Source organism: Bradyrhizobium huanghuaihaiense, assembly GCF_007830635.1.
Classification (GTDB): domain Bacteria; phylum Pseudomonadota; class Alphaproteobacteria; order Rhizobiales; family Xanthobacteraceae; genus Bradyrhizobium; species Bradyrhizobium huanghuaihaiense.
In genome coordinates, this window is record NZ_VLLA01000017.1 from 160,989 (window position 1) to 186,064 (window position 25,076).

A 25,076-nucleotide genomic window follows, 5' to 3' on the forward strand; every position below is an offset into this window, starting at 1 on the left:
GATTTGCCTCCATGGATCACAACGCACTTCTCGCCCGGATCGACGTGCCCGCCGCCCTCGACCTCTTGTCGCGCATGGTGCAGCACAAGAGCTACTCCAAGTCGGAGGGCGAGAAGCAGCTCGCGTCCTTCATGGCCGGCCGCATGCGCGAGATCGGTCTCGAAAGCGAGCTCACGCCCTTCGGCGACGAGGGACGCGTCAACGCCGTCGGCCGCTGGAGAGGTTCGGGTGGCGGCAAGAGCCTGATGTTCAACGGCCATCTCGACACCAATCCGGTGACCGAGGGTTGGACCGTCGATCCCTGGGCAGGCAAGGTCGACGACGCCTTCATCTACGGCATCGGCGTCTCCAACATGAAGGCCGGCGACGCCGCCTATTTCTGCGCCGTCAAAACGCTGATCGACGCCGGCATCAAGCTGCGGGGTGACGTCATCCTCACCTACGTCGTCGGCGAGCTGCAAGGCGGGGTCGGCACCTACTCGCTGGTCGAGCAGGGACTTCGCGCCGATTACTTCATCAATTCCGAGCCGACCGACCTGAAGGCGATGACCATGCATGCGGCGGCCTTCATGTTCATCATCGAGCTCACAGGAAATACCCGCCACCTGTCCAAGCGCGAAGAGGCCGTCGACGCCATCACCGCGGGGTGCGATCTCATTCCGCGCCTCAACGCGATGAAATTCTCAGGCGCCCTCTCGCCGGAACACGAAGGCATCAACCGCGTCCATGTCGGCGTCGTTCACGGCGCGCTCGGCCGCGAGCTGCACGAATGGCGGGCGCCGCAGGTTGCGGATTTCGTGCGGATCAAGGGCTCGGGCCGCTATGCGCCGGGCCAGACCGAGGCCGGCGCGCTGGCTGACATGCGTCGCGAGCTCGATGCGCTCGAAGCACGGTTTCCCGGCCTCAAGACCAAGATCATGTCCGAGGATCGCTCCGGCGTGCCGACCATGCCGCCATTCGAAGTGGCGCGTACGAGCCCGATCGTCGCAGCGATCAACCGCGCCTATCGTACGGTGCGCGGCGAAGACCAGCCGACCGGACCCGTTGCACCGAGCTGCTTCTACGGCACCGATGCCGGTCACCTGCACTATTTCGGCAAGATGGAAGGCATCGTCTGCGGTCCCGGCGGACGCTACAACACCATGCCCGACGAACGGGTCGATATCGTCGATTTCGTCGACATGATCCGCATCTACATGCTCGCCATTCTGGAGATCTGCGGATAGCTGCGCTCCGGGCGCGCATTTGATCCCACTGAAAGTGCATGACGATGTTGTTTCCGATCGACGAATATAACGCGCGCGTCAAGCGTGTACGCGAGCAGATGGCGGCGCGAAATCTCGATGTCCTGATCATCGACCAGAGCGAGTTTCTCGCCTATCTCACCGGCTTCCTGATCTCGGAGAACATGTATCGGGCCTGCCTGCTGCCGCGCGATGGCGAGCCGGTCATGATTCTCCGCGCCGTCGACCTCGGCCCGTTCAGCGACAGCTCATGGCTGCAGCGTTCCGTCGCCTTCACCGATTGGGAAGACCCGATCAAGGTCCTCGCCGATACCGTCCGCAGCCTCGGTTGTGCGACAGGCCGTGTCGGCCTCGACGAAGATTCCTATTGCATGCCGCTATCCCGCTTCAAGCATCTGTCGGCACAGTTGCCGGACGCGAAATTTGTCGACTTCTCCGGCGTGATGGCCCTGCTCCGCGCCAGGAAAAGCGCAAGGGAAATCGCCGTGCTCCGGCGCGCCGCTGGTATCGGCGATCTCGGCATCGATGCCGCCTTGAAAGCGGCCGGCGAAGGCCGGTCGGCCCGCGACGCCGCTGCAGCCGTCTATCAGGTGTTCATGCAGGAGGGCGCCGACGCGGCACGCGCGGGCATCATCACCGCCGGCGTCGGCAACGCCTTTCTGCACGGCGGACTCACCAATCAGCCGCTCGCCAAAGGCGACGTTCTGCACATGGAGCTGTTGCCCTATATCGATGGCTACAGCGCCCGCCTGATGCGGTCGGCCGTCATCGGCGAGATCGACCCGCGCCGGTCTCAACTCGCCCGCCGTCTGATCGAGATCCAGAACCGGCAGTTCGAAGCGATGAAGCCAGGCACCGCAGCCGCCGATATCGACGCGCTGGCGAGAGATACGATGCTCGCCGAAGGCCTGCGGCCGGACTACCCCAACATCACCGGCTATTCGCTCGGCTGCTATCCGGCCCACACGCCGCGCACCAGCGACTTCTCACGCGTCTTCCTGCCCAACGTCGACTGGACGCTGGAGGAAGGCATGGTGTTCCACATGTATGTTTCCGCCGACGGGATCGCGCTGAGCGAGACCGTGCTCGTCACGGAAGCCGGACACGAGTGTCTGACACGCGCACCACGGCAGGTATTTCGGGTTTAAGTTGCGCGGGCCTCAAGGCGCAGCGCGCCTCTAGAAATGGCTCGTTCAATCATACTGAGCCGTGTGCGAGCTACCCCGCTTCACTGCGCTTTCCGCAACGGCCGGTCCTGCCGCGGGCGCAGCTCCGCCTGCTTTCGCGAATGTCAGCGTCTCGGTGAGCTCGCCGCGCACCATCGTCACCTCGCGCTGGTGCACCGAACTTAGTCGCCAGCCCTGATAGTCTCCGTCGAGCTTCAGACGCAGCGTGGCCTTGCTCGCCTCGTCGACGAAAATGCCGACACTCTGATCGCCGCCGACAACGGTTCCGACCAGCACGAGCCGCAGCTCGGCCGGCGGCGGGCCGGGCGGCACGGACGGCGCTTTCGGCGCAGGCACCGAAATCACCGATGGCGGCGGCGGCCGCCGCGAGGCCGAGAAAATCGGCCGCTCGTTCGTGTCCGTCAATGCCGCGAGCGGGACTGCCCAGAGCGGATTGCCGCGCATCGCCTCGCGATTGACGTGAGAGCGCGATGGCGCCGCCGGAACGGCCGGTGCCAACGTTGCGGGAAACTCCCCGAGGCTCGACGTCGGCCCGCTGAAGCCCGGGACGTCGATATCAGGGAAATCCGCCGGCAGCGCCGAGGTCGAGGCGGAAACATCGAGCAGAGAGGCCAGCACGAGGACGAACCCCACCGATATCCGCCGCGCCGCCTTGTGCCCTCTCATGTTCCCAGTCATCAGCCTGTCGGAAGCAACGCGCAAAATTCTCGGTCAAGGAGGCCGGTGGCCAGCATAGGCAAGACAAGGGCTCGCCAGGCACTGAGCACCGAGGGGAGCAAGGCTTATCGGCCGCCGATGTGACACTTGTGCGAAACACCGACGACCTTCCCGATGTTTCCCCGCCTTGCGATCATTCCGCGCCTCGACACCGGCTCCGGGCCTCAGTATGACATTGTTGCCGCATCGTCATACTCCCCTGCTAGAGCGTGGCGTTGCTGGACTGGTTGGGGTGCGGAGACGTGGCGGTGCGTGGGACCTTGTTGCGGATGTTTTCGGCCGCCGCATCCTCCGCCCTGTGTGCGCTTCCGGCAGCAGCCCACGAGCTCAGCGCGGCCGCCGAGCTGCCGCCGGTCACCGTCGCGGCGGAGGAACAGCCTCCTAAACGGCCCGCCCGCAAGAAGCCGCCGAAGAATGGGGGCCCGCGCAATCATCAGAGTGCCGCTCGCACGGACAGCACGACCGAGGGCGGCGGTGCGGCCGGTGCGGCGCCCGCCGGCCCGCCCGCTCTGCAGCCGACGGCCGCCAGCGCGGTTCGCATCAGCGGCAAGGAGGTCAATGCGATTCCCTTCTCGCGACCCGGCGAGGCCCTTGAAGTCGTGCCTGGCCTGATCGTCACCCAGCACTCCGGCGAGGGCAAAGCCAATCAGTATTTCCTGCGCGGCTTCAATCTCGATCACGGCACTGATCTCGCGATCAGCGTCGACGGCATGCCCGTCAACATGCCGACGCACGGACATGGGCAAGGCTATGCCGACATCAATTTCCTGATCCCCGAGCTGATCCGGTCCGTCGATGTGCGCAAGGGGCCGTATTTCGCCGACCAGGGCGACTTTGCGTCCGCCGGCGCCGTGGCGATCGACTATGTCAACAAGCTGCCGCACAACATCGCGGAGCTGACCTTCGGCAGCTTCGGCTATCGCCGCGCCCTGGCGGCAACGTCGAACGCCGTCGGCGCCGGCACGCTGCTGACGGCGCTCGAAGCCACCAAATATGATGGACCGTGGCAATCGCCGGACGACGTCCGCAAGCTGAACGGCGTACTGCGCTACAGCCAGGGCACCGCGACCGACGGCCTGACGCTGACGGCAATGGCCTATTCCAATGGCTGGAATTCCACCGATCAGGTTGCGCAACGCGCGATCGACCAGGGCCTGATCGATCGCCTCGGCACCCTCAATCCGACCGACGGCGGCACCTCGAGCCGGTTCAGCCTGTCCGGCAGCTGGGCGCAGTCGGGCGACTACGGACAAACCAATGTCCGCGCCTATGTCGTGCGCTCCGATCTGCGCCTCTTCAACGACTTCACCTACTTTCTCGACAACCCGGTCAATGGCGACCAGTTCAGCCAGCTCGACCGCCGCAGCTTCGGCGGCGTCGACGCCCGGCATGCGTTCGACTGGCGCTTTGCCGGCATCGAGGCGCAACCCGCGTCGGCATACAGAGCCGCTATGACGATATCCATGTCGGCCTGTTCAAGACCGAGCGGCGCAACTGGCTCTCGACCGTGCGCGACGACCGCGTGCAGGAGGGCAATGTCGGCCTCTGGAGCGATACGACCACGCGCTGGACCGACTGGCTGCGCACCACCGTCGGCATCCGCGAAGATGTCTTCGCCGGACACGTCTTCAGCGACACGCCGCAGAATTCGGGCAGCGCGCAGGCGTCGATGGCGAGCCCGAAGGCCGGCCTCGTGCTCGGCCCGTGGTACAAGACCGAGTTCTACGCCAATGCCGGATACGGCCTGCACAGCAACGACATCCGCGGCGCGACGATTACGGTCGATCCCAACGACAAGGTGACGCCGCTCGACCGCGTGCCGCTGCTGGTGCGCTCGCGCGGCGCCGAGCTCGGCGTCCGCACCAAGCCGATCGAGGGGCTCACCAGCTCGCTCGCGGTCTTCGTGCTCGACTTCGACTCGGAACTACTGTTCGTCGGCGACGCCGGCACCACGGAGCCGAGCCGGCCCAGCCGCCGCGTCGGCGTCGAGTGGACGAACCAGTACAAGCCGCTGCCGTGGATGACGGTCGATCTCGACGTCGCCCACACCCATGCACGCTTCACCGATTTCGATCCGGCCGGCGCCCGCATCCCCGGCGCGCCGGTGTGGGTGGCGAGCGGAGCGGTCACACTCGGCGGCGACACCGGATGGTTCGGCGCGCTGAAGGCGCGCTATTTCGGCCCGCGCCCGCTGATCGAGGACGACAGCGTCCGTTCGCGGTCGTCGCTGATCTTCAATGCACGCGCCGGCTACAATTTCGACAACGGCGTTCGGGTGCAACTCGACGTGCTCAACCTCTTCAACACTCAGACCAATCAGATCGAGTACTATTATCTGTCGCGGCTGCCCGGAGAGCCCATCGAGGGCGTCGCCGATCGTCACGTCCATCCGGCCGAGCCGCTTGCAGTGCGGCTGACAGTGGCGGCGAGATTCTGATCGCGGCGGCTTGCGGGCCTGGCATGGAAACAACCTGCGCCGGCCGTCATAAATCCTGAAAAAATCTGACATAGCGCGGATGCTTTGATGAACCGAGAGCACGAGTTCGGCTGACGCAAGACCCCGGCTCCGACCGCCCAGCCGGTCGCGTTCGAAGCAGGAGTGAGGGGAATGCAATCTGAGCCTGATATCACCATGATCGCCTCGGCAGAGCGGTTTGCACGCACGGCCGCATCGACGCGTGGACAGGCTGCACGTCCGTGGGCGCTCGTCCCCATCGTGACGGCGTCGGGCTTTGCAGGCCTCGGCTACGAGATCGTGTGGACGCGCCAGTTGAGCCTAGCGCTCGGCACCGAGATGATGGCGGTGCTCGGCGTCATCGCCGGATTTTTCGGCGGCCTGGCCCTTGGCGCGTTCGCACTCGATCGGCTGATCCGCCGTGCGACATCGCCATGGCGCGTCTATGCGGTCCTTGAAGCCGTCATCGCCGTTTGGGGCCTGATCAGCGTGTGGCTGCTGCCGGCGGCCGGGCGGGCGCTGCCGCCTCTGCTTGGGACCGAACCGTCTCCAATCCTGCTATGGGCCGGCAGCCTGGCGCTGCCGACGCTCGCGCTGCTCCCCGCAGCGATGGCCATGGGCGGAACCCTGGCCGCGCTTGAGCGGATGACGCGGCATGCGCGCGGCGATGCGCGCGTCACGGCGGGCGTGTATGGGGCGAACACGGCTGGAGCTCTGGCCGGCACGCTTGCCTCCACATTCCTCCTGATCCCGGCACTCGGATTTTCGGGAACGCTGCTCTGCCTTGCCGGCGTCAATGCGCTCTGTGCCCTGGCCGCGCTTGCGCTTGGACCCGCGGCGGGCAAGGCCGATGCCGAACAGGCGCGGCCCGAACGACTTCGCGACCCGCGTCTCACGATCACCCTGTTCGCCACGGGACTGCTCGGCATCACCTTCGAGGTCCTCGTGGTCCGGCTTGCCGCGCAGGTGATGGAAGATACCGTCTACACCTTCGCGGGCTTACTCGCCGCATATCTGCTAGGCACTGCAGCGGGCGGCTTGCTCTGGCAGCGGACCGGGCGCGATGCGACCGATGGCAATCTCCGCGGTCTGCTCGCTGGCACCGCACTCGCCTGCATCACGGCTGCAGCGCTCGCGCCCTTTGCCGGCCGGCTGGTCGAGATCGCATCGCGCGCGGATGTGTTCGGCGAACTGGCGGTGGCTGTCGCCCTCTTCCTGGTTCCGGCGACAGCAATGGGCGCACTGTTCGGCCTGCTGGCGCAGCGGGTGAGCGATCAACGCGGCTCCGTCGGATCGGCGGTCGGCATCAACAGTCTCGGCGCCTGCATCGCACCGCTGGTGGCTGCGCAGTTCCTGATCCCGGCCCTTGGCGCCTGGACGGCGCTGCTTGCCGTCGCAGCGGGCTATCTGCTGCTTATGCCGCCCAGCCGGTCGGCATTGCTGTGGTCCGCGCTACCTGCGACCTGCGCACTCGTGCTGTGGCTCCATCCGACGCCATCATTGACGCGGGTACCATCGGGGGGCGCGCTGCTTGCGGTTCGTGAAGGACCGATGGCGACGGCGAGCGTGGTCGATGACGCGGCAGGCACGCGCTATCTCGAGGTCAACGGGCATTTCCGTATGGGCGGGACGAGCTCGACGCGATCCGACTATCGGCAGGCGATGCTGCCGCTGTTGCTTCACCGAGCACCCCACAGCGCCCTGTTCCTTGGCATCGGCACGGGCGCGACCATGGTCGGCGGAACGCAGATGCCTGGCGTGAGCGTACATGGCGTCGAGCTGTCGCGGGAAGTGGTGGACCTGCTGCCCTGGTTCGTCGATCCGCCGGCAGCCTCGACGCCGCGCCTGACCGTCGCGGATGCCCGCCGCTACGTCGCCGCGGATACCGGCCAGCACGACGTCATCATCGCCGATCTGTTCCACCCCGCGCTCGATGGCAGCGGCGCGCTCTATACCGTGGAGCATTTCGCGGCCGTGAAACGCAGACTGGCGTCAGGCGGCATCTTCTGCCAATGGCTGCCGCTCTACCAGCTCGATATGCCTTCGCTCCGCGCCATCATCCGCGGCTTTCTCGACGTCTATCCCGACGGCGCCGCCTGGCTCAACCACTACAGCGTCCGCACCCCGATGCTTGCGATGATCGGAACACGCGACGGCGGCCATCTCGATGTCGATGCGCTGCAAACGCGGCTGCACGATCCCATGACCGCGAAAGTCGTGCGGCCGCTGGGGTTCGAGGCACCGATCGATCTGCTCGGCCAGTATGTCGGAGGCCCACGCGCCCTCTCTGCGTTCGCCGGCCAAGGCCCGCGCAATACGGATGATTATCCGTTCGTGACGTTCGATGCGCGGCGGAATGTCCGCGCGCTCCGCGCAGCCCCCTGGTCGCTGCTGCTTGCGGTCATGAAGGAGATTCAGCCGGATCCGAACGAGCTCCTTTCTGGCGACGCCGGGCGCGATGCGTTGAGCGCGCGCCTCACAGCGTATTGGCATGCGCGCAACCGTTTTCTCGAGGCCGGCGCGTCGCTGCCCGGCGATCCGCGCGGTGCCGCCCTTATTGATGCCGCCTCCCCGGGCCTCATCGACGCGCTTCGCTTGAGCCCCGAATTCGATCCGGCGTATGGGCCGCTGATTGGCATGGCGAAATCGCTGATCGGCTCGGACCGCGCAGCGGCCGCGCGCCTGTTGCGCAAGATCAACGAGGCGGCGCCCTCGAGGCCGGAAGCGCGGGAGCTGCTGCTGCGCGAGTTCGGCCTCAGAAACGAGTGATCACCGCCCTCACGGGGCGAAGTTGACGCGATAACCCCAGCAGTCGAGATGATCGGGAATCGCATTGAAGGCGATCGTGATCCTCTGCCCGCCCTGATTTCTCGGCACCTCGTGATAGAGGTAGCTTGGAAACAGCACGAGATCGCCGGGCTCGGCCTCCGGCAAGGCATACTTGCCCGCGTTGAAGGGGCCGATGGCGGCTTCGCGCGTGTGGTGGCGGAAGGAGAAGTCGAAGCCACCGGGCGGCCGCACGAAGACCGTCTTGCAGGCCGAATGCGAGGGCGTCAGGTAGAAGATGCCGGAGACGAAACTGTTGGCATGGGAATGCAGCGTCTGGTTTCCGCCAGTCTCCAGCATGTTGGTCCACATTTCCTTGACGGTCCAGCGCAGCTCTTCGCCGAACAGCAGGACGCCGAAATCGACCAGCTTGGGGACGGCAAGCTCGGCGATCTGGCGAAACAGCTCGTTGTCGCGGGGATCGGCAACTTCGGTGTGGAAAAGCTGGCCCGAGCGCAGATTGCCCTCGATCCGGGTGTTCCGGATCGCGGCCACGGCGGCTTCGTTCAGCGAGGGCGGCAGCAGCCCGGGCGAGCGCAGCAGCGGAATCGGGAAAAGCGGCTCGATCTGATCCATGTCGCAACGTCACCCTGTTCTTGAAACGCGGGCAGACAATGCGCGGGCAAAGATGACACTGCGATGACAGCGCGCAGGATCTGCGAAATTCTCGGGTCCTGCTACTCGTCGGCCCGGAGCACTTTCAGCTTCTCGCCGGGCCGCAGCTCGTGGCGCCGCTCGCGCACCTCGTCAGAGGCACGCGCGGCCATGTCGAGACATTCGTCGAACTCGCCATTGCCGGCTTCGACAAGCGCCTGGTGCAGGTGCCGTTCGGCGAAGTACCGCGAGAGATGATCGGGCGGCAAGGCGGTCGCCAAAGCCCGCGCTTCCGCCACCGCAGCATTGCAATCGTCCCGGGTCGGTTCCTCCGAGGCGGGCGCGGCAGCATCGGGGGCGGCCACTGCGCAGCCGAGGCCGGCGAGCAGCCCGAGTGCGCAGACGGTGATACGAAATAGATGCATGTCGGTCGTTCCGGGCAGCGACAGCCCGCGTCAAAAACGAGCACGGCGGGACGCAAAATGCGTCCCGCCGGATGGCCTCACATCACCAGTGGTGGTCGTGATGATGATCGTCGTGGTCGTGGTGGTCGTGATCGTGCTCAGCCCGCTGTCCGAGCCGGCGCGCCAGTTCGGCGTTGGTCTCGACCAGGAGCTTCGGCGAGCCTTCCGGCCTGACGAAGATCGGGTTGGCGTAGAACCAGACGTTCGAGTAGGCCTGAACGTCGTGGGTCACCTTCTTGGCGCCGTTCACCGTCTCCAGATGCGCGGGGCATGCCGGATCGATGCAGCTGACTTGCGCGTTGTTGGCGTCAAGCAGCGGATTGCCGGCGGTATCGCTGACGTTCGGAGTGCCGTTCGGAATGTTGGTTCCGCGCGCGCGGATGTAGAACGGCTTGGTGCCCGCGGTAAACGTCGTCGTGAACCGCAGCCGCACGCCGTCGCGATCGCCCCGATGCTCGCGATGCATCTGCGTCGCGGGGATCTGCCGGGCGATGGTCGCCGAGGGATTGTACACGATCGACGCGCCGGCCGTGCCCGCGGCATTGGCCACCGCGTAATTGGGCGCGTTAGGCGCAACGACGCCGGTGATCTGGCCGGTGATCAGATCGACGTGGTCGAGCGACGGCTTGTTCAGCGGCTGCTTGATGCCCACCGGCACCAGCAGCGGGTTGTTGAAGGTGTAGGGAGCGTTGTTCTCGCGCGGGACGGTCAGCTCCATCTCGACCGTGATCTTCTCGCCGGGCCGCACGACCAGGGTCTCGCCCATGGTCTTCCAGTCGTCGCCGCGCGTCTTGGCGCGGAACACCAGATCCGGACCGATGAGGTCCGCGTTGACCGAGTACGAGTTGCCCGAACGCATGCCGTCGACGACGTGCTGCGACGAGAACCGTCCGGCGTTCGGAACATAAAGCTTGGTATATTCGCCGGGAATGAAGTCGGCCGTCGTGAAGGAGTCGCGCGCACCGCCGGCACCGCGGCTGTGCCAGTCCGAGCTCACATACATGAAGAAGTTGCGGCCTTCGCCAAGCAGTCCGTCCCAGAGGCCGCCGACCTTCGCGGTGTAGATGCCGCTCATGCCGTAGGTGCCGCCGCCGACCGCGTTGGCGGTGTACGAGCCGGAGCCGCCATTCGCACCGCCTTCGGCGAAGTGGCCGGGCGATTCGATGCCGAACGCAACCGTCGGGCCTGCATTGTTGAAGTCGCGGAAATGCTCGATGTTGTAGCCCTTGTTGGCGGTCGTGCTGAACGGGCCCTGGCGCTCAGTGTGGGTCGGGATGACGTAGGAGTGCAGCGGGTAGTTCGCCTGCAACCACTTGATGCCCGTGAGCGCCTTCTGGTGGCCCGCCGTGCCGGTGTTGTTGACGTTGTCCTTGCCCGGCCAGAGCTGGTTGCCGCCGGCGTCGATGACGGGGCCGATCGCGTCGGTGTCGGCGCGGTCGAAGCGGTATTCGAATTCCGCCATCTTGTCCGCGTTGCCGGGTCCCTTCCTCGGGTGCATCGGGTGCTGCCCGGTGATGACGGCGACGTCGACGTGTTCATGGCCGGGCGCGATCCACTCGAGACCCTCGATCAGCACCTTGTCGTAGCGTGCCGAGCGATTGACGATGGTCGGATACTCGACCTCGCGGATCGACTGCCAGCGCCACATCTGCGCGCCGGTGCCGGAGCCGTTCGGGGTGCCCTTCAGGCTGCTGATGGTGATCCCGTCGATGGTCTGGCCGAGCGTCTGGCTCCAGGTCGTCGTGGTCTGTCCCGGAATATTGGCGCTGGTGTCGCTGAAGCGGCAGTCGCGATTGCCGGAGCCGCCGTGGTTGCCGAGCGTGAACCAGTCGAGATCGAAATTATTGCCGCCCGCCGACGCGGTGCCCCGCCCGACTGCGCGGTCGATCGTGTAGCCGGCCGCAACCGAACCATCCGTGCAAGTATTGTGATTGTGCATGTCGCCGGCGACGTAAGGATTGCCGCGGCGCTCGCCCCGACCGAATTCCTCGGCCGTAGCGCTCTGAGTCAGCGCCAATGACGCCGATGCGGCGGTCAACAGGATCGTCTTGCCAGATGGAAACATCTATCGCCCCTTATTCAAGTCGGATATCGCGAAACAACAGAGATTGGGAATTCGAGGACTCTCTTGCCCCGACCGCGTGAACGGATTCCCTGCGCGCGGCGACATGACCAGAGTTCCGATACAGCTTCGTGAAGGATTTATGTTCGACGCACGCAGATCGGCAATTTCCACGAGGCATCTTGCGTCCAGCGTTTGTCCGTTGCATTTTCCGCGCCGCGTGAAGATGACAGTTGAAATGCTCTGCCGCATCGAGCGGCGGTGCGTGCTGCGAGATTTGTGACAACCATATGTCAATGCCGGCGACACCAGTTGAAGTGCAGTCCTTTCCGATATCGCACGCGGGAGGCTCGGGCCCGGGCGCCGATGTCGCCAGTGGCGCCACGCAGCCGTCGCGCTCCTTCGTCTCGGCGCTTGTGCGACTGTCGCGCGAACCCTTACTGCACTTCACCCTGCTCGGAGCAATCATCTTCGGCATCGACGCCGTGCTGCATCCGCCCGCCAAGGACGAAAAGGTCATCACAGTCACCAAGGCGATGCGTCAATCCTTCATCGACAATTTCGATGAGGACAAGGAACGAGCCCCGTCGAGCGAACAGCTCCAGAAGATGATCGACAGCTGGGTCGCGAGCGAGATCCTCTACCGCGAAGGTAAGGCGCTCGGCGTCGACCGCGGCGACGAGACGATCCGCGACCGGATTGCCTTCAAGATGCAGTTGCTGATCTTCGACCAGATCCGCGTTCCGCGGCCCACCGACGAGCAGCTGCAGGCCTGGTTTGCGGAAAATCACGCCCGCTTCGACGAGCCGGAGCGCGTCTCCTTCTACATCACTCCGCCCACCGACCAGGCGACGGCGCAACGCCAGCTCGACGACATCGTCCAGCAGCGCGAATCCGAAGAACTGCAGCATCTCACGCGCGCCATCCTCGCCCGGCCGGTCGAGAGTCTCGCCGCGGCCTTTGGCGAAGGCTTCCGCGATCAACTGCTGACGATGCCGGAGGGCGAATGGAGGCTGCTGCAGTCCAAGGACGGCTGGCACGTCGCCCGGCTGGATTCCCGGCGCCCGGGGAATCTCGCCAGCCTCGACAAGGTTCGGGATGAGGCCGCCAGGATCTGGCATACTGATGAGACCCGCAAGCTGGCCTGGGAAGCGGTCAAGCGGCTCAAGGCGTCCTATCAAGTGCGGTACGAGCCGTGAGGGCGATCCAACATCTGCGATTGGCGCTGCTGGCTTTGATGCTGGCCCTGGCCGTACTCATCCGGCCATCGGCCGTCAGTGCGCATGAAGCGGCAATGGGCGTGCTCGAATTCCGCGAGGTCCGGCCCGGCGCCTTCGTCGGCCGCTGGAGCATCGAGCCCTCGATTGGCGCATCGCGGGTCGACCTGCGGGTACCGCCGCACTGCTTTCTCCGCCTGCCCGAGATGAACTGCGGCGCGAAGGGGCTGGTGGGGCCGATCACCATCACCAATCTCGGCTCCAACATGTCGGTCGTCCTGATCAAGGTCATCCCGATCGAGGGCGAACCGCGCAGCTACACGATCTCGACGGCCAATCCTGTCGTCTCTGTCCTCGGCATCGGCGCGCCGACGCTCGAGGTATGGCTCGAGCTGGCCAGGACGTATGTGAACTACGGCATCGATCACATCCTGCTCGGCGCCGATCATCTGCTGTTCGTGCTGGGCCTGATCTGGATCGTCGGCGGCGGCTGGCGTCTGGTGAAGACGATTACGGCCTTCACGATCGGTCACAGCGCTTCGCTTGCTGCGGCCGCTTTCGGCCTGATCGGCGTGCCGGAACGACCGCTCAACGCCTGCATCGCACTGAGCATCGCCTTCGTCGGAGTGGAAATCGTCAAGCAGCAGCGCGGCGAGATCGGGCTCACCGCCCGCTATCCCTGGATCGTGGCGTTCAGCTTCGGCCTGGTGCACGGCATCGGCTTCGCAAGCGCGCTCGCGGGACTCGGGCTCGAACGCCGACTGCTGCCCGCGGCGTTGCTGTTCTTCAACGTCGGCGTGGAGATCGGACAGCTCGCCTTCGTGCTGCTGGTGCTCGCCCTGATCTGGGCGCACCGCCGGCTCGATGCGGTCGTGCCGCGCTGGGGCGAGGCGCTTCCGGCCTACCTGATCGGGTCGGTGTCGATGTTCTGGTTCTTCGGCCGTCTGGTGCGCGTGTTCGCCGTGATCTGAGCGAGAGTCCCAACACAATGTCTTTGCGCCTTCCCCTCCCCCTCACGACCGCGATCGTTTCGTTCGCGCTGACGCAACCGGCTCTCGCGCATGAGCAGGCGGGCGTGGCGGGCGGCCTCCTCAGCGGCCTGCTTCATCCGGTCACGGGCATCGACCATCTGATCGCGATGGTGGCCGTCGGCATCTGGGGCGCGCAGCTCGGCGCGCCGGCGATCTGGATCCTGCCGATCACATTCCCGCTCGTCATGGCGATTGGCGGAGTGCTGGGCGTGCTGCATGTGCCGCTCCCGATGCCGGAGGTGATGATTGCGGTTTCCGCCGTGATCCTGGGAATAGCCGTTGCCGCCCGGCTGCGCCTGCCCTTTGCCGCGGCCGCCGTCGTCGTCGCGGTGTTCGCCATCTTTCACGGCCATGCGCACGGCGCCGAGCTGCCGCGCGCGGCGAATGCGCTGGCCTATGGCATCGGCTTCGTCACCGCCACCGGCCTCTTACATCTGTGCGGCATCGCGCTCGGCACGCTGACGCGCTGGCCCGTCGGCGAGCGCGTGATTCAAGGGCTTGGGGCCGGCATCGCGGCCATCGGCTGCTATTTCCTTGCGCAAGGCGTCGGGGCCTTCGCATGAAGCTGAATTCCACGCGCCTGTTGATCGCGACAGCGATGCTGCTCGCTGGCGGAAACGCCGCCGAGGCGCATATCGTCGCGGCCCGCCTCGGCGATTTCTACATGGGTGTCGTGCATCCCCTCATCGACCTCCAGGATGTCGTTCTCTGGAGCGCGACCGGCGTGCTGGCGGGTACGCTCGGAGCCGCCAGGGGGCGCTGGCTCATCGCCGTGTTTCCGCTCGGGCTGCTAATCGGCTTGCTGCTCGGGCACGTCTTCGGGACGGCTTCCACACAGCTTGCGGACGCGGCAATGATGCTGGCAATCGGCCTGCTGCTCGCGGCAGCGGCGCAAGTGCCCACAGTGCTGCTCTGCGCGATGGCTTTCGCGGTCGCCGTGATCCGGGGCGCCGCGAATGGCGCCGACCTCGCGCCCGAAACCGATCGGGTGCTGTTTGCTGCAGGATTGACGTGCGTCGGCTATGCCGCCATCACCCTGACGATGGCGCTGACCGCGGTGTTCAAGCGAACGAACTCGGACAGCCCAACATCCTGGCGCGCCATCGCCGTCCGCGCACTTGGCGGCTGGATCGCCGCGATCGGTCTGATGATGGCGAGCCTTGCACTGGCGTCATGAGAGGCGTCAGGACCGCCCTTGTTGCAAGATCGGTTAGGAGCTGGAAGGCAGTCCGCCAAACCAGCCGCCGAAATAGCCGGCATAGAGCGCGGGGCGTTCGAGATTCATCGAATGCCCGATGCCGGGCACGATCACGAGACGGCAATCCGGCATCGCCTTGGCCATCACGCGAAGATCGTCCGGCGCAATCCAGCCGTCCCTTTCACCCCACAGCACCATATGCGGATGCCGCAATTCCGGCATGCGGCGCTCGAGCTCGCGGCATTCCTTTTCGCGCGTGAGATTGACGGGGGTGCCGATCCAGATTCCTTCCGAGACGTCAAACGTCTGGTCGATGATGCGGTCGAACAGCGCCTCGATCTCGCCCAGCCCTTCGCGGAAGCGCGGGACGGCGTTCGGCTCCATGCTCTCCGGCACGAACAGCGAGGACGCCGCCGTGGCCATGACCGTCCGAGTCAACGCCTTGCTCGTCATCATCGACCGGAACAAGCCGATCTGGTCGGCATTGAAGGCCATGCCGAGCGGCGTCACCGGATCGAGCGCGAGCACGCGCCCAAAGCGCTGCGGCTGCATCAGCAGCATGCGCGCAGCGATGATGCCGCCGGTCGAATGCGTCGCGAGATGGCAATAGCCAATGTCCAGCGTGTCGAGGGCCGCCAGCATGTCCTGGGCGTGCTGCTGCATGGAATAGTTGGAATAGTGCGCATTCGGCTTCGGCCGGTCGCTGTCACCGCACCCGCGCCAGTCCAGGCCGATGACGCGCAGCCCCTTTGGAAACAGCGGCGCGGCAAGTTCGATCCAGTCCTTGCTGGCGAGATTGCCGTGGATGAAGACGACGGTCACGTCGCCCTGCCCCCACTCTCGCCAGCCAAGCTGAACCTCGCCCGCCTGCACCAGTGGCATCAGCACGTCCTATTTGTTGAGGCCCGCCGTCGGCGCCGCGCCGGGAGGCGTTGGCGCCACCGGCAGCGCCGATGCCACCGCGCCCCGGATCATGCGGTCGGTGCCGAGCGGCGACGACGTGTCGACCGTTCCCTTGGTGACGAAGTCCACCACATCGACGGAGAACTCGACCGGGTTATCCGTATGGATGAAATGTCCGGTCTCCGGATAGATCTTGAGGATCGGCCGGTTGCCGGCATTGGTCATCCGCGACATGAACGGCGTGATGACGTCGCGCCCGAGGTCCGTGAGCCCGTTGAAGGCGGGCGTCGGGATGAACGGCTCCTTGTCGCCGAATGACAGGAAGATCGGCGCCTTGATCTGGATGACGCGCTCATAGAGGTTCTTTGGATCATCCTGCTGGAGCTCCGCTCCGATCGTGTAGATGTCGAAGATGAAGACGTTGCACCATTGCTCGAGCTCCTTCGGGTTGCCCTTGGTGAGCCCGACGCGCTGCTCGGTGTGGAAGCGGGCATATTCGCTGTCGCTGAAGAAGTACCCGCTCTTGGCCGCCGACACCGCGCCGGTGTTCGGATCACGCTTCTTGAAATAGAAGAAGTCACGGATGTTCTGCTCGTCGCGCGCCTTCTCCGCCGCGAGGATGCCGGTCTGGTCCCAGACTTGCTTCCACTTGTCGAAATCCCGGCCGAGGCCGTCCGCGAAGAGAGGCGCTTTCTTGTCCTTGGCGATGGTGATCTCGCGCGGATATTCCTCGAGGCCGGAGGGTGCTTCCAGGGCGAGGCCCTGCACCGCATCGGGCCAGGTCAGCGCGTAGCCCACCACGAACTGACCGCCGAGCGAGTGGCCGAGATAATAGGCCTTCTTCACGCCGAGCTGGTTGACGACGAGATCGTAGATGACCTCGCGCATGTCCTGCATGGTCCGCGCGGGGCTCTTGTCGAGATTGCCGGGCCCGGACATGCCGTAATGCGGCAGGTCTGGTACGATCACGCGCAGGCCGCTGCGCAAGGCATACTGCATGATGTTGCCGTAGTGCCCGCCGAAGGCGCCCTTGCCGTGGATGATGACGAGCACCTTCGGATCCTTGTCGGTGCCGGCATACTCGTCCATGTACCCGATTTCCCAGGAATTGCCGCTCTTGTCCTTGGCATTGCCGAACTTGACCGGATAGGGATAGGTCACATACGCCTTCCAGAACGACTTCTTCGGATCGATGTTCTGGGCGACGTCGGCCACACGATAATTCTTGTCGACGAATTTCTGCGCACGATCGAGGCTCGCAACGTCGTCCATGAACGCGACGAACTTCGGATCGTTCTTTCGATTGTTGATCAGCGGGAACACGCCGTAGTGCGCGACCGGGCTTTCCTCGGCGATCAGATCCGCGCCGGGCACGCGATCGACGGCCTTCTGGGCGAGCTTGAAGTTCAGCCAGAGATCGTTGGTGATGTGCATCACCAGCGTGCGCGCCTGGATGCGGCCGAGATAGGGATTGACGTTGTGCGTCTCGCCCACCCGGTTGCGCCAGACCAGATCGACCGCGTCATAGAGCTTGGCGCGGTTGGTGACGTTCAAGCCGGCTTTCTCGTTCGGCGGGTCCCAGTAGAAAATTTCGGGCTGGACGGCCGCCCAGTTCTGAGTGGTGCGGAAGGCGAAGTCGTAGCCCGTCATACCGAGGATCGACCAGCCGAAGGCCACGCCCGGCACCGGGTGCTTCTCCTTGGGCAGCTTGTAATAGTCACCCTTGGTCGCCTGCCAGACCGGATCGCCCTGGATCGCGGCTGTCATCATCTGGAAGGTCCAGTTGCCGACGGGATCCTCGCCATCGGACTGCGTGGTGCCGCCGATCGGCATCAACGCGCCGATATATTCGGGATGCATGACCCCCCAGACATAGGTCTGGGTGCCGCCCATGGAGACGCCGGTGACCAGCGCGACGCGCGCGACCTTCAGCTCGTCGCGCAGCAGGCGGTAGTTCGCCTGCACCATGTCGTAGTAGCTGTACTGCGGAAACTTGATGCCGAGACCGTCGGACGGCTTGCTCGCACCCCAGGTGCCGAGCGGATCGACCATGATGACGTAATAGCGGTCGGTGTCGATCGGCCGGCCCGGGCCGATGACCGGGACGCCGCCTGACAGGGCGGCGCCTTTGACCCACTGCTCATACATGTCGGTGGAGTCGCCGGAGTAATAGGAGTTGATCACGACGGCATTGGTGATCTCGCCGGCGGCATTGCGCCGCGCGTTGCCGATCGCGATGTAGCCGGTGCGCAGCTTGCCGCCGCCAAGCGACTCCAGCGTCACGCCGCCCTCGCCGCCATTTTCCCATTTCGAGGGATCGGCCAGGTCGTACCTTCCGCCGAGGCGGAAATTCGCGATCTCATAGGTCTTCTTGAGACCGTCATGCTGCATCTGCGACGAGCGGCGCGTGAACGGCTGCGCCACCGCAAGCGCGGTGCCAACCAGCAACAAGATCAGGCTGACGATGCAACGCTTGAGCGCGCTTCTCCCGGTCATGGCGAATTCCTCCTGGCAGTGTTTTGCGCGCACGCTAGGTTGCGTGCCCCCGGGAGGTTTGATTTAGCTCAATGGAATCCCCACGCTCGCGGCGAGGATCGCGGCCATCGTCACGCCGGCCGGTGCCCGCAATGCCCTTCCTCAGTCACGGCTCATATCGGATCCGCTATGAGCTTGAGGGGCCGGCGGGTGCGCCGGCCTATGTGCTGGTCAACGGGCTCACGCAATATTCCGAGCTCTGGGGCGCCTATCGCGATGCGCTGATCGCACGGCACTTTCGCGTCGCGACATTCGATCTGCTCGGCCAGGGCGCCTCCGACAAGCCTGCGCTGTTCATCAACCAGGACGACCACGTCGCCGTGCTGCATCGCCTGATCGGCGAGCTCGGCGACGGCCCGGTCTTTCTCGGCGGCATCAGTTTCGGCGGACTGATCGCGCTGCGCTATGCCATCGAGCACCGCGCGCGGCTGTCCGGACTGGTGCCGATGAGCTGCTTTGCGGAGCTTTCGCCGCAACTGCTGCTGATCGGCAATGCCCTGCGCACCGGCCTCATCCTTGGCGGCACCGGTTATCTCCAGGATCTGTTGCTGCCGATGAACCTCTCGGATCAATGGCTGAAGCCGTTGCTGGACAAGCTCGACAGCGTGAAGCGCCAGGGCTGGCTGGTGAACGACGTCTACGCGCTTCAGAACCTGATGGAGTCCTTTCTCGACTTCAAGCCGCTGACGCCGCAGCTCTCCTCCATCACCGCCCCGACCATGATCCTCAATGGCGAGTTCGACTTCCTCACGCCGCGTGCGTTGCACGAGACCCTCCGGGTCGAGATTCCCGACAGCGCCCTCGTGATCATCCCGAAGGCCTATCACGCCTTCACGCTCGAAAAGGCGGCCCTCACCGCAGACCTGCTGGCGCGCTTTGCCGAGGACGTGATGGCCGGCCGCTGGCAGGGCAACAAGCAGGTCTTGATCGCGCCGGAACAGGCCGGCGGAGACTTGTCGCCGTTTCCGGACGGGTATGACCATCTGCGCGCGATCCCAGTGCAGAGGGCGGCAACATGAGTGCGTTCCTCGGACCACTGGAAGCTGACGGCCGCGTGCCGCCGCGTCAGCAGTCGCGGGTCTCCGCATTCCTGCTCTCCGCCCATGGCGCGCTGGCACGGCAATTCGCGCTCGCTCTTCCCGCGAAGTTCGACGCGGCCTGGCAGACCGAGCTGAACGCCCAGCTCTATCGCGAGAGCGAGATCGTTTCGCTTCTGATGCGTGCGACCACCTGGGTCCCGGATTTCGCGCTAGGCCCCATGGCCGCGTCCTGGGAGATGGCTTGGCTTCCGGCACCGATCGAAGGCATCGCCGATCACGTCCGCGCGCAGGCGGTCCAGCTCGCCATCCTCGCGCACGCCGTTCACGCCGGGATCCGGCCCGCGGCCCTGCTGCCGACGGATGCCAATGCCAACGATCCTTTCGTGACGGCGCTGCGCCGCATCGAGTTCGAGAGCAGTCGATTGCTGCAGGCGCAGATCCTGTTCCTGAAGGGACCGGATCTGCTTCCTTTCCGGGACGCGGTAAGCGCAGCGCTCGACCGGCGGCATGCCGAGGTGCGCAGACTCTGGAACGAGACGCTGGAAAGCATCGGCGTCGTCCCGCAGCAATGAGCGTGCGGCCTTGACGCAGATCAAAGCCGCGGGACCGCCCGCCTCCAACATCGACCGCAATTCCACCTGCACTTGCCGACCGGAGGTCCGACCATGAAGGCCGTTTCCGTCGAAGAAGCCGTCGCGATGATCCCCTCCGGCGCGAGCGTCATGGTCGGCGGGTTTATGGCCGTCGGGACACCGGAACGCCTGCTGGATGAGCTGGTCCGGCAGAACAAGACAGGCCTGTCCCTGATCTGCAACGACGCGGCCACGCCCGGCAAGGGCGTCGGCAAGCTGTTCGATGCGACGCTGGTCTCGAAGCTGACGGCGACGCATATCGGGCTCAATCCGAAGGCGCAGCAGCAGATGCTCGGCAACCAGATCTCGGTCGATCTCGTGCCGCAAGGCACCTTCGTCGAACGCATCAGGGCGGGCGGATGCGGATTGGGCGGCGTGCTGACGCCGACCGGCGTCGGCACCCTCGTTGCGGAGGGTAAGCGCCAGATCGAGGTCGACGGCAAGCCGTTCCTGCTGGAGACCGCCATCCGCGCGCAGTTCGCGCTGATCCACGCCTTCCTCGCCGACTATCTCGGCAACCTCGCCTACGCGCTGACCGCGCGCAATTTCAATCCGATCATGGCCATGGCGGCCGACACGGTCATCGTCGTGGCCGAGCACATCGTGCCCGTCGGCGTCATCGCGCCCGATCACGTCGTCACGCCGGCGCCGCTGGTCGACTACATCATTGCGAACGGGTGACCCCATGGATCCGCAGATCATCATCGCCCGGCGCGTCGCCAAGGAGCTCCGCCAAGGCAATCTCGTCAATCTCGGCATCGGCATCCCGACGCTGGTCGCGAACTACGTTCCGTCCGATCTCAAGGTCTTCTTCCAATCCGAGAACGGGCTGATCGGCACCGGGCCGATACCGGAGCAGGGAATGGCGCATCCCCTGCTCACCGACGCCGGCGGCCGGCCGATCAGCGCGCTTCCGGGGGCGTCGATCTTCGACAGTGCGATGTCGTTCGGCCTGATCCGCGGAGGCCATGTCGACATCACCGTGCTGGGCGGCCTTCAGGTCGATGCGCACGGCCTGCTCGCCAACTGGATGATCCCGGGCAAGATGGTCCCGGGCATGGGCGGCGCGATGGATCTCGTCAGCGGTGCCAAGCGCGTCATCGTCGCGATGCAGCACGCGGCCAAGGGCAAGTCGAAGATCGTGTCCAAATGCACGCTGCCCCTGACCTCGGCACGACCGGTGAACCTCGTCGTCACCGACATGGCCGTGATCGGCTTTCCCGACGGCAAGGCGACGCTGCTGGAAACAGCGCCGGGCATCAGCATCGGCGAGGTCCTAGCGGTGACGGAGGCCGAGCTCGCCATTCCCGACACTGTGCCGGAAATGAAGATCTGACGGGGTGACCATGCGCGTATTCAGCGATTTCAGCGAGATCAAATCCGCCGTCGGCACCGAAATCGGCGTCAGCGACTGGGTCGAGGTGTCGCAAGCGCGCATCAACCAGTTCGCTGAGGCGACCTGCGACGAGCAATGGATCCATGTCGACCAGGAGCGCGCAGCCAAGGAGATGCCCGGCGGCAAGACCATCGCCCATGGCCTGCTGTCGCTGGCGCTCGCGCCGCTCTTCATCCGTTCGGTGATCGGCCTGAAGGGCCTGCGCAACACGTTGAACTACGGCGCCGACCGGATCAGATATCTGGCGCCGGTGCCGGCGGGCTCAAAACTGCGCGGCCGTGTCACCGTCGCCGAAGCCGAAGACGTGCCGCCGGATGGGCTGCGCGTCAACTATCACCTCGTGATCGAGATCGATGGGGGCAAGAAGCCCGCCTGCATCGCCGAGCTGATCGCCCTGCACTATCGCTGAATCAAAAAGGTCGAAAACAACCCCATGCACAGTAGCGGGGGCATTGATCGCATTGCAGTTCTTCTTCCGGCTTTTTTTCTGCCGGCGAAAGCAGTTTGACCCGTCGGGCAAAACACTGCCATGATGCCACGATCAGCCCACAGCCTCCTGACTGCCAACCCGGCGTGACGACACGCGGCCGGGCTCAGTCGATGATGTGATACCCGCCGTCGATGTAGAGCACGCCGCCGGTCATCAGCTTGGCGCCGTCGAGCGCCAGGAAGGCCGTGGCGTTGCCGACGTCGTCGATGCTGACGAGACTGCGCGACGGCGCCTTCGACTGCGCCTTGTCCATGAGCTCGTCGAACTCGGGAATGCCTGAGGCGGCGCGCGTCGCCAGCGGGCCCGGCGAGATCGCGTGGACGCGGATGCCCTTCGGACCGAGCTCGGCCGCGATGTAGCGCACCGACGCCTCGAGCGCGGCCTTGGCCACGCCCATGACGTTGTAGTTCTCCACCACCATCTGGCTGCCGTAATAGGTCATGGTGAACAGTGTGCCGCCGTTCTTCATCAGCGGCTCGGCGAGATGGGCCATGCGCATGAACGACCAGCACGAGACATCCATGGTCTTGAGGAAACCGTCGCGGCCGACATCGACGACGCGGCCGTGCAACGCCTCCTTGGGCGAGAAGGCGATGGAATGAAGCAGGAAGTCGAGCTGGCCCCACTCGGCCGCAATGCGGTCGAATACCGCTTCGGTCTGTCCTTCGACCATCACGTCCAGCGGCATGAAGATCGGCGCCTGCAGCGCCTGCGCCAAGGGCTCGACATGCTTCTTGGCGCGATCGTTCAGGTAGGTGACGGCGAGATCGGCGCCGAGCGCACGAAACGCCCGCGCACAGCCCCAGGCGATGGACTGGTCATTGGCGATGCCGACGATCAGGCCCTTCTTTCCCTTCAGGGCCACCTTGCTGTCCGGGAATACTGGGATCATGACACCCTCACAGATCGTGTGTTTTGCGACGAGCCGTTGACCAGCATCGCCAGCGTGTGCTGCGCAATCATCAGCTCCTCGTCGGTCGGGACGACGTAGACGGGGATGCGACTGCCGGAATGCGAGATCAGCCGTGAATGACGGGCATTTTCGTCGGCATCGAGGGTTACACCGAGCCAGGCGAGCTGCTCCGCCACGCGCGCCCGGATCGATGCCGAATTCTCGCCGATGCCGGCGGTGAAGACGAAGGCGTCCAGACCCTGCAAGGCCGCAGCCAACATGCCGGCACTGAGCCCGATCCGGTAGACGAAATAGTCGATCGCGAGCCTTGCATGGGCATCGGTGCTCGCCTCGAGCTCCCGCATGTCGTTGCTGACGCCAGACAGGCCCTTCAGTCCGCACTCGCGGTAGAGAAAGTCCTGAACCCTCGGAGCGGACATCCCCTTCTCCGAGATGAGATAGAGCACCACGCCGGGATCGACCTGCCCCGGCCGCGTTCCCATCGGCAGGCCATCGAGCGCCGTGAAGCCCATCGTACTCTCGACGCTGCGCCCATCCTTCAATGCGCACATCGAGGCGCCACTGCCGAGATGGGCGACGATCACGCGTCCGGCGGCGATCTCGGGCGCGACACGGGGCAGCGTCCGGGCGATGTATTCATAGGACAGGCCATGAAAGCCATAGCGCCGCACGCCCTCGGCATGAAGCTGGTGCGGAATGGCATAGTGGTCTGCGACCGCATCGTGCGTACGGTGGAAGGCGGTGTCGAAACAGGCGACCTGGAGCAGTGTCGGGAAGTTCGCGAGGAGCGAGCGGATCGGCGCCAGGTTATGCGGCTGGTGCAGCGGCGCCAGGCTGACGAAGCGCTCGAGGCGGCAGACGACGCCGTGGTCGATCACGACCGGCCGCGAATAGTCCGGACCGCCATGCACGACGCGGTGGCCGACCGCGATCGGCGTCACCCGAAGCTCGTTCCGCAACCAGTCGCCGGCGACAGCCATTGCCGCCGGCACATCCGGCACGACCTCGATCGGATAGGCGCGATCGACCAATGGGCCGTTGCTCGTGCCGCCGGCCCGCAGACGCGGCCGGCTGCCGATGCCATCGATCTGTCCCTTGATCTGCCGCCGAAGGGTCCCTTCGCCCTCGATCGAAAAGACTTGAAACTTGACGCTGGAGGAGCCGGCATTGACGACGAGGATCGTATCCATGGCGTCACGCCGCCACTGTCGGCGCCTTCTGGCGCCTGGCGCGAGCATAGAGCGCGGCAACCGCGCAGGATGCCATGCGCGCGCGTGGAGAATCCGCGCGCGAGGTGAGCACCACCGGCACGCGGGCACCGAGCACGATGCCCGCACCGTCCGCCTTGGCGAAATAGGCGAGGTTCTTGGCCAGCATATTCCCGGCCTCGAGGTCGGGAACGACCAGGATCTGTGCGCGGCCGGCGACCTCGGAGGTGATTCCCTTGATCCGCGCAGCCTCCATGTCGATCGCATTGTCGAACGCCAGCGGGCCATCGAGGTTGCCGCCGGTGATCTGGCCGCGATCGGCCATCTTGCAGAGGGCGGCCGCCTCGATCGTCGAGGGAATTTTCGAGGTCACGGTCTCGACCGCCGACAGGATCGCGACCCGCGGGGTCTTGCCAAAGCCGGCCTGGTTGTAGAGGTCGATCGCGTTCTGGATGATGTCGCGCTTGGCGTCGAGATCGGGGAAGATGTTGATCGCGGCATCCGTCACGAAGATGGTCTCGGCGTAGGCCGGCACGTCCATGACGAAGACGTGGCTGATCCGCCGGTCGGTGCGCAGACCGCCGATCTTGGCCGTGACGGCGCGCATCAATTCGTCGGTGTGAAGGCTGCCTTTCATCAGCAGATCGCCTTTGGCGGCGTGGATGAGCTCGACGCCCTTGGCCGCGGCTTCGTCGCTATGCGCGGCATCGACAATCTCGAACCCGGACACGTCGAGACCGAATTTCGCGGCCGTGTCCCTGATCTTCCGCTCGGGCCCGACGAGTATCGGCCGGATGATGCCGGCGCTCGCACTGTCGACGGCGCCGCGCAACGAGGTCTCGTCGCAGGGGTGGACGACGATGGTCGGCAGGGGCACCCCCGCCTTCGCCGCCGCGATCAGGCGGTCGTATTTGCTGCCGGAATGGGCTCCCGTCGTGTCGGCCGACATCATGTCACTCCCGCC

Annotated in this window: 21 protein-coding genes and 1 pseudogene; 13 read left to right on the top strand and 9 right to left on the bottom strand. The window is 65.3% G+C overall.

The window, feature by feature from the left end; translation table 11 throughout:
- Positions 1-11 precede the first annotated feature (11 nt).
- Together IQ16_RS29270 and IQ16_RS29275 are read left to right on the top strand one after the other, a co-directional pair.
- On the top strand, positions 12-1,226 hold the full coding sequence (locus IQ16_RS29270) for a M20 family metallopeptidase (protein ID WP_018643078.1): 1,215 nt from the start codon (positions 12-14) through the stop codon (positions 1,224-1,226).
- Positions 1,227-1,264: 38 nt separating this feature from the next.
- Complete coding sequence (locus IQ16_RS29275) at positions 1,265-2,392, top strand: M24 family metallopeptidase (protein ID WP_018643079.1); 1,128 nt, start codon at positions 1,265-1,267, stop codon at positions 2,390-2,392.
- Between the two features lie 45 nt (positions 2,393-2,437).
- Here the strand turns inward: IQ16_RS29275 and IQ16_RS29280 are convergent, their stop codons facing one another.
- On the bottom strand, positions 2,438-3,097 hold the full coding sequence (locus IQ16_RS29280) for a hypothetical protein (RefSeq protein ID WP_018643080.1): 660 nt from the start codon (positions 3,095-3,097) through the stop codon (positions 2,438-2,440).
- A gap of 320 nt (positions 3,098-3,417) precedes the next feature.
- On the opposite strand from IQ16_RS29280, the pseudogene IQ16_RS29285 reads away from it, so the two are divergent.
- Positions 3,418-5,585: pseudogene (locus tag IQ16_RS29285) on the top strand (TonB-dependent receptor).
- 171 nt (positions 5,586-5,756) lie between these two features.
- Positions 5,757-8,372 (top strand): spermidine synthase, encoded by a 2,616-nt coding sequence (locus IQ16_RS29290; RefSeq protein WP_244635885.1) that lies wholly within the window; start codon positions 5,757-5,759, stop codon positions 8,370-8,372.
- Between the two features lie 9 nt (positions 8,373-8,381).
- Here IQ16_RS29290 and IQ16_RS29295 read toward each other — a convergent pair whose 3' ends face one another.
- The 3 genes from IQ16_RS29295 to IQ16_RS29305 form a co-directional block, all read right to left on the bottom strand.
- On the bottom strand, positions 8,382-9,005 hold the full coding sequence (locus IQ16_RS29295; protein WP_018643082.1) for a 2OG-Fe(II) oxygenase family protein: 624 nt from the start codon (positions 9,003-9,005) through the stop codon (positions 8,382-8,384).
- A 101-nt stretch (positions 9,006-9,106) separates the two neighbouring features.
- On the bottom strand, positions 9,107-9,448 hold the full coding sequence (locus IQ16_RS29300; protein ID WP_018643083.1) for a hypothetical protein: 342 nt from the start codon (positions 9,446-9,448) through the stop codon (positions 9,107-9,109).
- 82 nt (positions 9,449-9,530) lie between these two features.
- Positions 9,531-11,552 (bottom strand): hypothetical protein, encoded by a 2,022-nt coding sequence (locus IQ16_RS29305; RefSeq protein WP_018643084.1) that lies wholly within the window; start codon positions 11,550-11,552, stop codon positions 9,531-9,533.
- Between the two features lie 287 nt (positions 11,553-11,839).
- On the opposite strand from IQ16_RS29305, the gene IQ16_RS29310 reads away from it, so the two are divergent.
- Genes IQ16_RS29310 through IQ16_RS29325 form a run of 4 tightly spaced genes read left to right on the top strand, consistent with a single transcriptional unit; the run spans position 11,840 to position 14,974 of the window.
- Positions 11,840-12,748, top strand: a complete 909-nt coding sequence (locus IQ16_RS29310) for a peptidyl-prolyl cis-trans isomerase (RefSeq protein WP_430648217.1) — start codon at positions 11,840-11,842, stop codon at positions 12,746-12,748.
- A gap of 38 nt (positions 12,749-12,786) precedes the next feature.
- Positions 12,787-13,737 carry a HupE/UreJ family protein gene (locus tag IQ16_RS29315; protein ID WP_035666499.1) on the top strand — a complete coding sequence of 317 codons (951 nt, stop codon included), beginning with the start codon at positions 12,787-12,789 and terminating at the stop codon, positions 13,735-13,737.
- 17 nt (positions 13,738-13,754) lie between these two features.
- Positions 13,755-14,360: a HupE/UreJ family protein gene (locus tag IQ16_RS29320; protein WP_018643088.1), complete on the top strand. Its 606-nt coding sequence runs from the start codon at positions 13,755-13,757 to the stop codon at positions 14,358-14,360.
- Positions 14,357-14,974, top strand: coding sequence for a HupE/UreJ family protein (locus IQ16_RS29325; RefSeq protein WP_018643089.1), 618 nt, complete (start codon positions 14,357-14,359; stop codon positions 14,972-14,974). The genes IQ16_RS29320 and IQ16_RS29325 overlap by 4 nt, the downstream gene beginning before the upstream one ends.
- 33 nt (positions 14,975-15,007) lie before the next feature.
- Here the strand turns inward: IQ16_RS29325 and IQ16_RS29330 are convergent, their stop codons facing one another.
- Both IQ16_RS29330 and IQ16_RS29335 read right to left on the bottom strand, forming a co-directional pair.
- Positions 15,008-15,877: an alpha/beta fold hydrolase gene (locus IQ16_RS29330; protein ID WP_020607885.1), complete on the bottom strand. Its 870-nt coding sequence runs from the start codon at positions 15,875-15,877 to the stop codon at positions 15,008-15,010.
- A 9-nt stretch (positions 15,878-15,886) separates the two neighbouring features.
- Entirely contained in the window at positions 15,887-18,394 is a 2,508-nt protein-coding gene (locus tag IQ16_RS29335; protein ID WP_018643091.1) for an alpha/beta hydrolase, read from the bottom strand.
- Between the two features lie 131 nt (positions 18,395-18,525).
- Here IQ16_RS29335 and IQ16_RS29340 point away from each other — a divergent pair, with 131 nt between their 5' ends.
- From IQ16_RS29340 to IQ16_RS29360, 5 genes are all read left to right on the top strand, one after another.
- Positions 18,526-19,452: an alpha/beta fold hydrolase gene (locus tag IQ16_RS29340; protein ID WP_018643092.1), complete on the top strand. Its 927-nt coding sequence runs from the start codon at positions 18,526-18,528 to the stop codon at positions 19,450-19,452.
- Entirely contained in the window at positions 19,449-20,045 is a 597-nt protein-coding gene (locus IQ16_RS29345) for a hypothetical protein (RefSeq protein WP_018643093.1), read from the top strand. Before IQ16_RS29340 ends, IQ16_RS29345 begins: the two co-directional genes overlap by 4 nt.
- A gap of 93 nt (positions 20,046-20,138) precedes the next feature.
- Positions 20,139-20,786 carry a CoA transferase subunit A gene (locus IQ16_RS29350; RefSeq protein WP_018643094.1) on the top strand — a complete coding sequence of 216 codons (648 nt, stop codon included), beginning with the start codon at positions 20,139-20,141 and terminating at the stop codon, positions 20,784-20,786.
- A gap of 4 nt (positions 20,787-20,790) precedes the next feature.
- A complete protein-coding gene (locus tag IQ16_RS29355) occupies positions 20,791-21,441 on the top strand; it encodes a 3-oxoacid CoA-transferase subunit B (RefSeq protein WP_018643095.1) in 651 nt (216 codons plus the stop codon).
- 10 nt (positions 21,442-21,451) lie between these two features.
- Positions 21,452-21,910, top strand: coding sequence for a MaoC family dehydratase (locus IQ16_RS29360; RefSeq protein ID WP_026312006.1), 459 nt, complete (start codon positions 21,452-21,454; stop codon positions 21,908-21,910).
- Between the two features lie 184 nt (positions 21,911-22,094).
- On the opposite strand, the gene fabI is transcribed toward IQ16_RS29360, so the two are convergent.
- The 3 genes from fabI to IQ16_RS29375 are packed head-to-tail and all read right to left on the bottom strand — an operon-like array spanning position 22,095 to position 25,061.
- Positions 22,095-22,883 (bottom strand): enoyl-ACP reductase FabI, encoded by a 789-nt coding sequence (gene fabI / locus IQ16_RS29365; RefSeq protein WP_018643097.1) that lies wholly within the window; start codon positions 22,881-22,883, stop codon positions 22,095-22,097.
- Positions 22,880-24,094, bottom strand: a complete 1,215-nt coding sequence (locus IQ16_RS29370; RefSeq protein ID WP_018643098.1) for an acetate/propionate family kinase — start codon at positions 24,092-24,094, stop codon at positions 22,880-22,882. Before IQ16_RS29370 ends, fabI begins: the two co-directional genes overlap by 4 nt.
- 4 nt (positions 24,095-24,098) lie before the next feature.
- A complete protein-coding gene (locus IQ16_RS29375) occupies positions 24,099-25,061 on the bottom strand; it encodes a phosphate acetyltransferase (protein WP_026312007.1) in 963 nt (320 codons plus the stop codon).
- Positions 25,062-25,076 lie beyond the last annotated feature (15 nt).

What these genes read in the sequence shown, in the direction of transcription:
- IQ16_RS29270 (WP_018643078.1), top strand. Translation starts at nt 12, where the DNA reads ATGGATCACAACGCACTTCTCGCCCGGATCGACGTGCCCGCCGCCCTC.
- IQ16_RS29275 (WP_018643079.1), top strand. Translation starts at nt 1,265, where the DNA reads ATGACGATGTTGTTTCCGATCGACGAATATAACGCGCGCGTCAAGCGT.
- IQ16_RS29280 (WP_018643080.1), bottom strand. Translation starts at nt 3,097, where the DNA reads ATGAGAGGGCACAAGGCGGCGCGGCGGATATCGGTGGGGTTCGTCCTC.
- IQ16_RS29290 (WP_244635885.1), top strand. Translation starts at nt 5,757, where the DNA reads ATGCAATCTGAGCCTGATATCACCATGATCGCCTCGGCAGAGCGGTTT.
- IQ16_RS29295 (WP_018643082.1), bottom strand. Translation starts at nt 9,005, where the DNA reads ATGGATCAGATCGAGCCGCTTTTCCCGATTCCGCTGCTGCGCTCGCCC.
- IQ16_RS29300 (WP_018643083.1), bottom strand. Translation starts at nt 9,448, where the DNA reads ATGCATCTATTTCGTATCACCGTCTGCGCACTCGGGCTGCTCGCCGGC.
- IQ16_RS29305 (WP_018643084.1), bottom strand. Translation starts at nt 11,552, where the DNA reads ATGTTTCCATCTGGCAAGACGATCCTGTTGACCGCCGCATCGGCGTCA.
- IQ16_RS29310 (WP_430648217.1), top strand. Translation starts at nt 11,840, where the DNA reads ATGTCAATGCCGGCGACACCAGTTGAAGTGCAGTCCTTTCCGATATCG.
- IQ16_RS29315 (WP_035666499.1), top strand. Translation starts at nt 12,787, where the DNA reads ATGCTGGCCCTGGCCGTACTCATCCGGCCATCGGCCGTCAGTGCGCAT.
- IQ16_RS29320 (WP_018643088.1), top strand. Translation starts at nt 13,755, where the DNA reads ATGTCTTTGCGCCTTCCCCTCCCCCTCACGACCGCGATCGTTTCGTTC.
- IQ16_RS29325 (WP_018643089.1), top strand. Translation starts at nt 14,357, where the DNA reads ATGAAGCTGAATTCCACGCGCCTGTTGATCGCGACAGCGATGCTGCTC.
- IQ16_RS29330 (WP_020607885.1), bottom strand. Translation starts at nt 15,877, where the DNA reads ATGCCACTGGTGCAGGCGGGCGAGGTTCAGCTTGGCTGGCGAGAGTGG.
- IQ16_RS29335 (WP_018643091.1), bottom strand. Translation starts at nt 18,394, where the DNA reads ATGACCGGGAGAAGCGCGCTCAAGCGTTGCATCGTCAGCCTGATCTTG.
- IQ16_RS29340 (WP_018643092.1), top strand. Translation starts at nt 18,526, where the DNA reads ATGCCCTTCCTCAGTCACGGCTCATATCGGATCCGCTATGAGCTTGAG.
- IQ16_RS29345 (WP_018643093.1), top strand. Translation starts at nt 19,449, where the DNA reads ATGAGTGCGTTCCTCGGACCACTGGAAGCTGACGGCCGCGTGCCGCCG.
- IQ16_RS29350 (WP_018643094.1), top strand. Translation starts at nt 20,139, where the DNA reads ATGAAGGCCGTTTCCGTCGAAGAAGCCGTCGCGATGATCCCCTCCGGC.
- IQ16_RS29355 (WP_018643095.1), top strand. Translation starts at nt 20,791, where the DNA reads ATGGATCCGCAGATCATCATCGCCCGGCGCGTCGCCAAGGAGCTCCGC.
- IQ16_RS29360 (WP_026312006.1), top strand. Translation starts at nt 21,452, where the DNA reads ATGCGCGTATTCAGCGATTTCAGCGAGATCAAATCCGCCGTCGGCACC.
- fabI (WP_018643097.1), bottom strand. Translation starts at nt 22,883, where the DNA reads ATGATCCCAGTATTCCCGGACAGCAAGGTGGCCCTGAAGGGAAAGAAG.
- IQ16_RS29370 (WP_018643098.1), bottom strand. Translation starts at nt 24,094, where the DNA reads ATGGATACGATCCTCGTCGTCAATGCCGGCTCCTCCAGCGTCAAGTTT.
- IQ16_RS29375 (WP_026312007.1), bottom strand. Translation starts at nt 25,061, where the DNA reads ATGTCGGCCGACACGACGGGAGCCCATTCCGGCAGCAAATACGACCGC.